8 protein-coding genes are annotated in these 11,137 nt (G+C 56.5%); 3 read left to right on the forward strand and 5 right to left on the reverse strand.

What is annotated here, in order from left to right; translation table 11 throughout:
• The 3 genes from WG936_RS11920 to WG936_RS11930 form a co-directional block, all read right to left on the reverse strand.
• Positions 1 to 2,879, reverse strand: a 2,879-nt coding sequence (locus WG936_RS11920; RefSeq protein ID WP_339573027.1) for a hypothetical protein, incomplete at its 3' end; no start/stop codon positions are given.
• A 66-nt stretch (positions 2,880 to 2,945) separates the two neighbouring features.
• Positions 2,946 to 3,845 (reverse strand): AbfB domain-containing protein, encoded by a 900-nt coding sequence (locus WG936_RS11925; RefSeq protein ID WP_339573028.1) that lies wholly within the window; start codon positions 3,843 to 3,845, stop codon positions 2,946 to 2,948.
• A gap of 105 nt (positions 3,846 to 3,950) precedes the next feature.
• Positions 3,951 to 5,276, reverse strand: a complete 1,326-nt coding sequence (locus tag WG936_RS11930) for an LGFP repeat-containing protein (protein ID WP_339573029.1) — start codon at positions 5,274 to 5,276, stop codon at positions 3,951 to 3,953.
• 522 nt (positions 5,277 to 5,798) lie between these two features.
• Between WG936_RS11930 and erm the strand changes: the two genes are divergently transcribed.
• Together erm and WG936_RS11940 are read left to right on the forward strand one after the other, a co-directional pair.
• Positions 5,799 to 6,629 carry a 23S ribosomal RNA methyltransferase Erm gene (gene erm / locus WG936_RS11935; protein WP_339573030.1) on the forward strand — a complete coding sequence of 277 codons (831 nt, stop codon included), beginning with the start codon at positions 5,799 to 5,801 and terminating at the stop codon, positions 6,627 to 6,629.
• A 161-nt stretch (positions 6,630 to 6,790) separates the two neighbouring features.
• On the forward strand, positions 6,791 to 7,501 hold the full coding sequence (locus tag WG936_RS11940) for an IS6 family transposase (protein WP_339573031.1): 711 nt from the start codon (positions 6,791 to 6,793) through the stop codon (positions 7,499 to 7,501).
• Between the two features lie 562 nt (positions 7,502 to 8,063).
• Here the strand turns inward: WG936_RS11940 and WG936_RS11945 are convergent.
• A complete protein-coding gene (locus tag WG936_RS11945) occupies positions 8,064 to 8,465 on the reverse strand; it encodes a hypothetical protein (protein ID WP_339573032.1) in 402 nt (133 codons plus the stop codon).
• Complete coding sequence (locus WG936_RS11950) at positions 8,456 to 10,363, reverse strand: LGFP repeat-containing protein (RefSeq protein WP_339573033.1); 1,908 nt, start codon at positions 10,361 to 10,363, stop codon at positions 8,456 to 8,458. The genes WG936_RS11945 and WG936_RS11950 overlap by 10 nt, the downstream gene beginning before the upstream one ends.
• A gap of 226 nt (positions 10,364 to 10,589) precedes the next feature.
• On the opposite strand from WG936_RS11950, the gene WG936_RS11955 reads away from it, so the two are divergent.
• Positions 10,590 to 11,137, forward strand: a 548-nt coding sequence (locus WG936_RS11955) for an rRNA adenine N(6)-methyltransferase family protein (RefSeq protein WP_339573034.1), incomplete at its 3' end; no start/stop codon positions are given.

Consider the following 11,137-nt stretch of genomic DNA (forward strand, 5'->3'; position numbering starts at 1 on the left):
GCCGCCAGGTCAGCATCCTTGCCGGCGGCGACTGCGGAGGCGCGCGCATCAGCTGCTGATGAGGCGGCTTCGTTGGCGGATTGGTGTGCGGCTGCGGCGTAGCTTGCTGCTTGGTCGGCGTTGGCTGAGGCTTGTGCAGCGTCGGCTTCTGCTTGGTTTGCTGCCGTGTGCGCGCGTTGTTGCTGCTCTAGTGCAAACGCTAGCGAGCCTTCAGCAGATTTCACATGTCCTGCTGCAAGGTTGGCGGAGTCTTGTGCTTTACCGGCCCAGGTGGCGGCTTCTTGTGCGTATGTGGTTGCTTTTGCTGCGTCACCTTGGGCTGCGAAGTAGGACTGTTGTGCTTTGGATGCTGCTTCTGCTGCGCGTTGCGCGGCGGCGAAGCCGCGTTGCAACAGTGCGTTGATGTGGCCGTCGTGGGTGGCACGCTGAGCATCGGCCGCACCTCGTCGGTACATCTCGATGCTCGCGAACTCGTCGAGTCCTGCTCGATCACCAAGCACCGCAGCTTCAGCAGCAGCCTTGACTTCAGGGGTGCCGGTGGTGGCTAGGTCGTAGGCGAGGCGGAGTTGGTCCTCATACCGCGCCCGATCAAACCCGCCACCATTGACGAAACCGTCGAGAGCGTCGTAGGTGTTCGCTTGTAGTGCTGCATCTGCTGCTGCTTGCACGGCAGCGCCGCCTTGGGCACGCAGTTGCCAGGTGCGCTGAATAAGTGAAGGCATGCGTAACTCTTGCACACCTTCGGTGGCAAACCAGTGCACCACATCTTCAGCAGCATTGGCGTAATACCCAGAGTCGAACCGGACGTCTTCATTGGGATCGGTTACCCACCATTGATCGAGTTGACCCCGCTCATCCATGCTGACTGCAGCGCGGTAGCCTCTAGTGGCGTACTGTTTGAGATCTGCATCGTTGCCACTTGATAGAGCGGTTTTTGCTGCTCCTGCAACTGCTGGACCCCCGACCATTGCTGCAGCGACAGTGGCTTGCCGCAATTGGTTAATGTCACCGGCAAACACTGCTGGATCGGTAGCCTGTGGGCCTGCTTCATCGGTAGTTGGAGTCCCGTCACCAAGTGTGTTGGCCCCCAGCTTTTTCATCTCGGCAAGTAGTGAGGCTTTCTTTTTGTCTTGTTCGGCTTGTGCGACATCGCGTGCGTCTTGGATTTCGCGGGCTTGTTTGGCTTGGTCTTTGAGGAACTCGGCTTCTTGGGTGAGGCGCCCATCGGCTGCAGTGCGGGCGAACTCGGCGGTTTTGGCTGCCAGGTTCATCGCGTCGATTGCCTTTGATGCCGCTGTTTGTGCGTCCTTCGCGTTGATTCCTGCTTTTTGTGCGGAATCCACGGCGTTGCCGGCGTGTAGGGCTGCTTCTTCTGCTGCCTGTGCAGACAGGCGTGCATGTTCCGCCGCTTCCCGCGCTGCAACACGAGCTTGCTCCACCAGTGAGGTGATCTGAACGACGAGTGCGTCAACTTCGTTTGCTGAGGCCCGCGCGCGGGAGGCCGCCGCACGTGCACGGGCTGCGCCGGCGCGGGCTTCTGCTGCTGCAGCGTCACCGGCACCGGCTGCTGCGGCGGCTTGTTCCGCGGCAGCGGCTGCGGCATCGGCATTGCCTGCAGCTGAGGCTGCTGCGCCACCGGCGTTGCGGGCGTAGTTGGCGGCGGCGTCCGCGTGGGCGAAGGAATTGGCTGCATTATCCGCAGCGGCAGCGGCATCGCGGGCTTGTTCAGCAGCAATTCGGGCTTGGTAGGCCATATTTGCATCCATCCCGGCAGCAGACGCACGAGCAGCGGCTTCGTTTGCGGCCATGCGTGCGGTTGCTGCTGCGGACGCTGCCCTGGAGAGGGCGTCGGCGGTTTGTGCTAAGGCCTGTTTTGCCTCTGCTGCTGCGGCCACAGCATTGTCAGCTGCTGCTGCCGATTGGGTTGCTAGTTGTCCTGCTGCCGCGGCGGCGTTGCCTGCGCGTACCTGTGCCCCGTCGGCGGCGATGGCTTCGTTTTTGGCTCGCTCGGTGGCTTGTTTGGATAGTTCTGTGGACCTACGTGCTTGGTCGGCGTTTTGGGCTGCGAGTGAGGCTGCTTCTTCTGCTTTGGCGGATTGGGTGGTGGCGATATCGACCAGGTTGGTGATATCCATTGTTTCCATGTCTTGGGCAGCATCAACGAATTGCCCATAGCGCAGGTAGGACACGATCGCAGTCTCTGTTCCTACCTGGATTGCTTCACTGGCGCCTTGTACGACGGAAGGAAATGGTGAGCGCGTGAGTTCGTAGACGTCGCGGCGTGCATCATGGGCGCGGGCGGTATCGGCGCCGGTGGCGGCGAATTCACTTAATGTCTCTGCTGTGCCGTCTTTCAGGGCGGCGTCTGCTGCAGTTTTCAGTGAGGTGCCTTCGGCGGCTTTGGCTGCTTCCCATGCGACTGCGCGGTCGTCGACGGTTTGGGCTTGTTGCCATCCTGTTTCCATGAACGTGGCCATGACCTGTGGGTCATTGGTGGCCAGGGCTTTGGCTGCTTCTTCTTGGACTTTTGGTCCGGACAGCTGGGAGATGGTGACGAGGATTTGGGCGAGGTCTTGGCGTTTGGCTGCCTCTAGCCCGGTGTTGGCATAGGCGGTGAGGTCGTTGTCCCCGCCGCGCAAGGCTGCTTCGGCGGCGCTTTTCGAGGCGGGGAAGGTGGTGCCGAGCATGTCGAGGGCAAAGCTACGGGCTTGCTCGTTGGTGGCTGCTTGTTCGGCCAGTCGTATTTGGTCGGTCTGGGCGACGGCAGCTGGGTCGCCGGTACCACTGGCCAGTGCGACGACGGTGATGGCGGTGAGGATCCGGGTGAGGATCGACGTCCACGTCTTTTTCCTGCTGTGATGTTCGGTTGTGGTTGTCATGACTGCTCGTTCCAGGTGTTTTCTTCAGGCGTGGCCAGTGGTGAGTGTGGGTTTTGTGGGTGGGTATTAGGGGCGTGCGAGGGCGGTGTCGACGAACCAGGCGGTACCGGTGGCTGTGGTTCCGGCTAGGGTGACGGCGCCGGTGGTGGTGGCGGCCAGTGTTTTGGTTTGGTCTGCGGCTAGACGTAGTTGTTGGGCGGTGGCTGGGGTGGCAGCTGGTGCTGGGCACCAGGTGGCGCGATTTGGTTGTGGGGTGTGGCTCAGCGACAGGGTGGTGGCTGTGGGTGCGGTGAGGTAGGTGCCGGGGTAGGCGGCGGATTCCAGGGAAATGCAGGATGAGCCATCCAGGGCGGGGATGACTTTGAAGGATCCGTCGAGGCGGTCGGTGAAGCCTGCGTTGCGGTCCATGGCGGTGGTGGTGATGCCGTTCCAGTTCACGCGGAGGATTCGCCCGGCGGTGGGGGTTGTTGCTTGGCGCAGGGAGATGTAGTTGGGTGCGGTGTCGGTGGAGGGGGTGAGGGTGCCGGTGGCCGGTCCGGTGCTGGTGGCAACGGGGGTGACTTGGATTTCGACGACGGTGGATCCGGTGCGTCCGACGTCGATGGTGGTGACTTTGCCGGGGGCGACGGTTTCTTGCCAGTACACGGCCCCATCGGGGAGTTTGAAGGCGATGTGGGCGGGGACGGTGAGGTTGTTGACGACGCCGTAGGAGCCGGTGATTTTGGTGGCGATCCATCCGGTGGGTTTGGCCATGCCGAAGCAGGCGGACATGGAGGGAAATGAGGAGGCGTCGATGCGAATTTGTTCGGTGGTGGCTCCGCAGGTTTGTTGGATCAGTCCTCCGTCGCCGTCGAAGATGGTGACAGTATCTGCGGCGTGGGCGGTGGGGGTGAGAGTGAGCAGGGTTGCTACCGACAGGGCTGCCAGGTGGCGGGCGCGGCGGGTGAGGGAGGTTCGACGAGTCATTGTGAGTGCCTTTGTTAGTGATGTTGGTGGTGATGCGTGGGTATCTGCGCGCACGTGGGGCAGCGTGCGCGCAGAAGAGGGTTGTCCAGTTACGGACAGGAGATGTTATGGGGTGACCTGGCCGTAGGTGGTGGTGGCGTTGTCGATGGAGGTGCGCAGCGTGGTGGCCATCTGGGAGAAGACTTGGGTGCCGACGTGGTCGGAGCTAAATGGTCCTGCCACTTTGGTGGTGGAGGTTTCTCCGAAGGCTTCGACGATCATGCGGAGCCAGGTTTTGTTGGAGCCGACGTAGGCTGATTTGATCGCTGGGTCGGTGAAGATCATGTCGTCTTCGGCTGAAGCTGGTGCGGTGACTTTATCGAAGCGGATGTTGAGGATGCGGCCGGCGCCTTCGGGGTGTCCGGCTCCTGTGATGATGGTAAAGCCGGTGTCGGAGATGCGGTCGACGGTGGCTGGGCCTTTCTCGCCGCCGGTGGTGGTGAAGGTGCAGGTGGCGCCGACGGTGAGTACTTCTGGGCAGCCGGTGAGGGGGAAGTAGGTGCCCATGTGCTGGGCGACTTCACGCATCATGCCTGCTTCGTGCCAGCGTGGGTGGTCTTTGGTGGTCAGGATGGGGTAGATCTGTCGGTAGCTGGAGTAGGGCTTGCCGTCGTATTTTTGTAGTACTTGGCCGGTGGTGGGGAAGATTTGGAGGCGTCCGTGTTGGAAGTCTTGGGTGGTGGCGCCGTTGAGTTGGTAGCGCTCTGAGGTGGGGAATCCTAGTTTTCCGGCTTCCCAGCCCTGTGCGCCCCAGAGGTCGAACATGTCTTTTTCTACTGTGTGGGCACCGGTTGATGGGGACCAATAGATGTGACCATGTTCAAAGCGGTTGAATTTACCGGTTGCCCCAGGGGTGGTGATTTCATCGGTTGCGGGGTAGCCGAGTTTTCCGGCTTCCCAGCCTTGGCGTTCCCAAGCGGTGCGGATGGGGCCTTGGACGTTGTGGGCATCGGTTGATGGGGACCAGTAGATGGAGCCGGATTGGAAGTGGTTGTAGCGTCCCTTGCCATCGGGTGGGGTCAACTCGTCGGTGATGGGGTAGCCTAGGACGGTGTTTTCCCAGCCAAGATCGCCCCATTTGTCGCGGATGCGTCCTTCTACGGCGTGGGCGATGGCGTTGTCGGCGTTGGGGTGCCAGTAGATGGATTTGCTGTTGGCGAAGTGTTGGTAGCGTCCGTTCCAGGCGGAGACGGATTCGTCGTTGAGGGCGTCGCCGAAGTGGTTCCATCCGCCGAGGCGGTTGTAGGTGGTTTCAATCGCGCCGCGGATCCAGTGTCCGTGGAAAACGTCGGCTGTGGCTGGTGGGGCGATGAGTGCTGCTGTGGTGAGGGTGGCGATGATTGTACGGTTGTATAACCGTTTAATAATGGTGCCCTGTGAATTCGCTGTCATGGATATAGCGTAATCCCATGATCCTGTTGCTGGTATGTGATTTGCGGCAAGAAAGCATAATTATTTTTGGGTCGCGGGTTTTCTTGATGTTGAGGTAGTCACGTGGTGCAGTGTGCTTGGTTTCGTTTTGGCTATTTTGCACCAAAGACTTGAGTGTCTGACTGTTGATAGTGAGTAATCTATGTTCCTTGTGGCGTTGGTGGCTCAACGCTCGTGGCATCGCTGGTTGTTCGGAGTGGATTTATCGGACTAATCTCCATAGCCATGACTTCACGATTCCGTCTAGATCGGCCATGACTATACAGGTCGCGAATCGATCTGGTTAGTGAATTCGCGAGGTTTGTAGTGAATGCTTGTGCTATTTTCTAGACATGTTGATTTTAGGTACCGCGTCCATGCGGTTGCGCACCAACCGCTAAGGCGGTTTCCTCACCAGTGTGAGTTGAAAACCGTCCCGGTGACATAGCCGGGCGGTGCTTTGTCATGCCCGGCTCCAATTTCAATAAACTGGAGCGATACCTAATGTCAGCCTATAGGCACGGCCGTCATGAGCATGGCCAAAATTTTCTTATCGACACCACTATTGTCAACGTGTGTGTCCAACATGTCGCTCGTACGAGCGGTCCCATTGTGGAAATCGGGCCGGGAAGTGGCGCGTTAACCTTCCCAATGAGTCGTCTAGGGCGACCCATAATTGCCGTCGAAATCGATGCCACAATGGTCAAAACCCTCAACCGCGCAAAATCGGGTGGAAGTATCGATATTCTGCATGCTGATTTCTTGAGTTATCAACTACCTACGTACCCGCACGTTGTCGCAGGAAATATCCCATTTTCGCTGACAACTGCGATCTTGAGAAAGTTGCTCCGAGCGCCTGGCTGGACTGATGCCGTCCTATTGATGCAATGGGAAGTTGCTCGTCGACGTGGGGGTGTGGGAGGTGTAACCATGATGACTGCGCAGTGGGCTCCGTGGTTTACTTTTGAGCTCGGTGAACGTGTGCCGCGTTCGGCGTTTAAACCACGGCCTAATGTTGACGGAGGGATTTTGTTGATCTCTAGGGTTGATGAGCCCGAGGTGTCTGTTAAAGACCAGAAAGCGTTTCAGGCTATGGTGCACTCCGTCTTTACCGGGAAAGGCCGTGGGCTAGCCGAAATACTCGCTCGGGCGCGGCTTTTTGAATCGAAAACTCGAGCCCGTCGATGGCTTGAATCGCGTGGTATCTCAGCATCGGCGCTGCCACCAAACCTGAGTCGCATCGATTGGGTTGACCTATTCGCTCAGACTGCGCAAACGCCGTCCCGAACACACCGTGCGTCCCGCGGAGGGGCCACACGTCAGGATGGAGGGTAAGGGCTAAGTTGTGCGAAGTGCTGCCTTCTCTTTGGGTTCGAGCGGAGGACAGCCGATAGAAAGTGTGGGTCTTGATTTCGCACTGTTCGGTGGCCACGCTGTCAGGCGGTGCTGTTGCAAAGTTGGGGCAGTAGGAAGAGCGACGTGAAATAATCACAGCCATGGGTATCTTCTCCGGTCGTCATTTCCCCCGTGACATCATTCTGTGGGCGGTGCGGTGGTACTGCCGCTACGGGGTGAGCTACCGCGATCTGGGGGAAATGATGACCGAGCGGGGCGTGCCGGTCGATCACACCACGATCTACCGCTGGGTCCAGAAATACGCCCCTGAGCTGGACAAGCAAACTCGGTGGTACCGGCAGGTACCTGACTGGCAGGCCAGTTCCTGGCGGGTGGATGAGACCTATATCCGGGTCGGCGGCAGGTGGTGCTACCTCTATCGGGCGATCACCACGGGCGGGCATACCCTGGATTTTTACCTGTCCCCAAAGCGTAACGTCGCCGCAGCGAAGCGTTTCCTGGCCAAGACCCTGAGGTCAAACGCGTCGGCCGGGTCCCCGCGGGTGATCAACACCGATAAAGCACCCTCCCTGGCCAGGGCAATCGCCGAGTTGAAGTCAGAGGGAATCTGCCCGCAGACCGTGGAACACCGGCAGGTGAAATACCTCAATAACGTCATTGAAGGAGATCATGGGCGGCTGAAACGGATCCTCGGACCGAAGGGGGCGTTCAAAAACCGGACCTCGGCGTACCGGACGTTGAAAGGGATGGAAGCGATGCACTCATTACGGAAAGGCCAGGGCGCGATGTTTGCCTACGGGCAACCGAACCCGGATGCGGTGATCGTCAGCCGGGTGTTCGAGGCTGCCTGAGAACGCCGACCCGCAGCGAGCATCAGAGGATGAAGACTGGGTCGTCACGGCTCTCCGCCTGAAGTTTGCAACAGCACCCCTGATCCGTGCTATTTGTCGGTGGTCTGGGGGCAAAAAGTCTCGGGAGTTTCGAATTTCCGCGGCGGGACAAGCAGTGCGGTTTCGCTTGTTGACTTGGATACGTGAACCGCACACAGTGAGCGGTTCACGAACCGCAAGGGCCGGAGATCACAAACTCGAAAGAGGGAGTGACCTCCGGTTTCTTTTGTTTTCGTGTTCGCGGTGGTTGTGGAGTGATGGTGTGGGGATTGCGGATGCAAGTCCCACTTTGGGCGGAATCGTGGGGGCTATTGAGCGAAACGTCCCTTAAGCCTGTTCGTGTCGTTTCTAATTGGCAAATGTTTTGCCAGTACATCAACCTGCTGTCGAGGTCTGCCCGAAACGGCTGCACACTCCGCGCAGGCCACGGCGATTCTCGGCGCCGGACAGTGCAGCGCACTCAGACCCGAGAGACTCCCGACAGCTCTACTCTTTAGGTGTGCAAAAGAACAACAAGTTTGAGCTAGCGCTTTTCGTTCAGGATGAGCGCACCGACTCTCCTAAGGAACGTTAGAATTCCCGCAGTGCATAAAACTTGAAGAAAAGCAAGTAAAAATCCCCCGAGAAGCACTGGCTCACTAAACCACCCACGCAAAAAGAATAGGCAGGCAGATGAAACTAAAGCTATGCCTATATCCCATTTAAAGTTGTTTATGGACACTATATTAAGCAATAGTGAAATAGGTATAGATAGCGGTATTACTCCAGTTAGATAGAAATAAATCCAGTGAGAGCCCTCAAACTCTGGAATAGCTACATCCAGGGAAAACACTCGATGAGCAATAAATGCAAGTAAAGTGATTGTTTCAAGTATTGGTATACGTAGAAACTTGACTCTATACAAAGGAGGATTTCCTACTGCCAAGGCCACTTTCCTTCTCCAACATTAACACCATCGAAGAGCACTTCCGAATGAGAAATGCAGTCTTGGCGAGTAGCATCCGGCACAGGCGCGCGCATGCAAACCTCTTTCAGGTCTACAAGAAACTGTGGGTTGCAGTTGCTTAGCCTGTAACCTTGATCGGTGTATTTCTCAAAACATTGATCATGCCTTGCACAGGGACCGCGGAAGTCTATATAGACGTTCGGAGCAGCATCTTCTTGTCTCCACATATCAGTTGACCACGTACAAAAATCGTGGACCTTTTTACGGGAATGGCCAGGATCGTAAATATAGTTCGATGGCCAAACCACTTTCGAACTAACTTGATACTCCTTGAAGCCACGTTTCCAGACTGTGTTCTGTTGAGGGACTATTTCATACAGCGGGATGTACCTCGAACTCTCGGGGCCTTCCATGAGCATATTCATTGACGGCGCTTGCGGGCCATCAATGCTGGAGTACTCATTCGGGGAAGGGAGATCGTTGAAGTCGATCCCGAGAACTTGAAGATTAAAATCGTACAGATCCTTGGAGTAATCCTTCCCCTTGATTGAAACAATTCCACCAGTACCGAAAAGGTCAGTAAGCGTAAGTCGTTTTGAGGAAAACTCCTGAGTAAGTCCCATTTCGGGATCGATATACGGGTCGCCAATTGGGTAACCGTAGAGGCTTCTCTCAAACCCACTCTTTGCCCAGATCGCCCCCAGAGCACCGGTAATTGTGTGTGCTCCAAATTGCGGATGCCAGTAGATCATTCCAAGTGCAAAACGGTTGTAGCGTCCAATGCCATCTGGGGTTCCTTCTTCGTCGGTAGCAGGGTAACCGAGTGGCCCTTTTTCTTCACCAGTTTCGATCCACTTTTCTAGGATTTTTCCTTCGATCGATACAACGCCAGAGAATGATCCGTAGATTCGGCCGCGTTGGAAGAATTGTTTGCGACCTACACCATCACCGGTGCCAATTTCATCGGAAATTGGGTAGCCCAGCCGGCCCACTTCCCAACCGCTGCGCTGCCACACCAAGGAGTTGTGGGTAGTGACTGACCATGCTCCGGTGTCAGGGTGCCAATAGATGAATCCGTTTTGAAACTGGGTGCGTTTCCCAACTCCGTCTGGGTTGGTCAGCTCATCGGAGATGGGGAGCCCAAGGAAGGATACTGGAGTTTGCCCTGCCCAGGAGACAGCCATGGACTCATATTTAGCACGAATGGCACCACAAACCTGGTTAGCGGATGGCCAATAGGAACGACAATTGTCAGCTGCCAACGGCTGCATGCGCTGCGAAGCGTCTGTAGTAATTCCCAGTTGCCGCGCTTCTTGGACCTCAGCAGCATCGGCTTCTTGTTTAGTCACGCCTTCTGGTAATTCGATGCGATCAGAGCGCATTTCCCCTTCGATAACCTGAGGCTTAGGTTCACCGAGATCATCCGGCAAGACTTGTTCAAGGTAGTGGTTGTCGACATTGTTCTTATTCATACCGGGTTCGTTAAAGTCCCAGTCTGAGGTGTCGACGTTACGGTAATGCTCCGGTTCATACGGCGGGATCATCATGGTGGAATCTTGTTGAGTCACCGTTTCTGTAGGAATAACAGGCGGGATGTTGGCCTGCGCTTGAGCAGTGGAAACCGGAAGGAATGCTGCGGTAGCAATTGCCGTAAGTGCTGCACAAAGCCTTGTTCGTCTCGATCGCATCTTGATCTCTGTTCTCCGTGCTTGGGGTTGAGGTAGGAACCGATAGAGGAAAAGACAGGCTTCTGGCAGCAACCTGTCAATAGTGTAAACCGATAAACGTACTTTTGTAAGGCGAAATGGAAAGAATTGCGATTGCAATGGCGGGTAACCGAACAGTCGTAATCTAATTACTCCCTGTAGATCGGCCATGACCGTGGAGGTCGCGAATCTATTTGGTTAGTGAATTCGGGAGGTTTGTAGTGAATGCCTGTGCTATTTTTTTGGCATGTTGATTTTAGGTACCGCGTCCATGCGGTTGCGCACCAATCGCTATGGCGGTTTCCTCACCAGTGTGAACTGAAAACCGTCCCGGTGACATAGCCGGGCGATGTCTGTCATGCCTGGCTCCATTTTCAACAAACTGGAGCGGTACCTAATGCCAGCCTATGGGCAGGGCCGTCATAAGCATGGCCAAAACTTTCCTATCGACACCAATATTGTCAACGTGTGTGTCCAACATGTCGCTCGTACGAGCGGTCCCATTGTGGAGATCGGGCCGGGAAGTGGCGCGTTAACCTTCCCAATGAGTCGTCTAGGGCGACCCATAATTGCCGTCGAAATCGATGCCACAATGGTCAAAACCCTCAACCGCGCAAAATCGGGTGGAAGTATCGATATTCTGCATGCTGATTTCTTGAGTTATCAACTACCTACGTACCCGCACGTTGTCGCAGGAAATATCCCATTTTCGCTGACAACTGCGATCTTGAGAAAGTTGCTCCGAGCGCCTGGCTGGACTGATGCCGTCCTATTGATGCAATGGGAAGTTGCTCGTCGACGTGGGGGTGTGGGAGGTGTAACCATGATGACTGCGCAGTGGGCTCCGTGGTTTACTTTTGAGCTCGGTGAACGTGTGCCGCGTTCGGCGTTTAAACCACGGCCTAATGTTGACGGAGGGATTTTGTTGATCTCTAGGGTTGATGA

The sequence above is a fragment of the Corynebacterium sp. H127 genome, from assembly GCF_037482665.1.
Taxonomy (GTDB): Bacteria; Actinomycetota; Actinomycetes; order Mycobacteriales; family Mycobacteriaceae; genus Corynebacterium.

Excerpts from the sequence above, each read along its gene's own strand:
- WG936_RS11950 (WP_339573033.1), bottom strand. The coding sequence starts at position 10,363 with ATGGCCGATCTACAGGGAGTAATTAGATTACGACTGTTCGGTTACCCG.
- WG936_RS11930 (WP_339573029.1), bottom strand. The coding sequence starts at position 5,276 with ATGACAGCGAATTCACAGGGCACCATTATTAAACGGTTATACAACCGT.
- WG936_RS11940 (WP_339573031.1), top strand. The coding sequence starts at position 6,791 with ATGGGTATCTTCTCCGGTCGTCATTTCCCCCGTGACATCATTCTGTGG.
- WG936_RS11925 (WP_339573028.1), bottom strand. The coding sequence starts at position 3,845 with ATGACTCGTCGAACCTCCCTCACCCGCCGCGCCCGCCACCTGGCAGCC.
- erm (WP_339573030.1), top strand. The coding sequence starts at position 5,799 with ATGTCAGCCTATAGGCACGGCCGTCATGAGCATGGCCAAAATTTTCTT.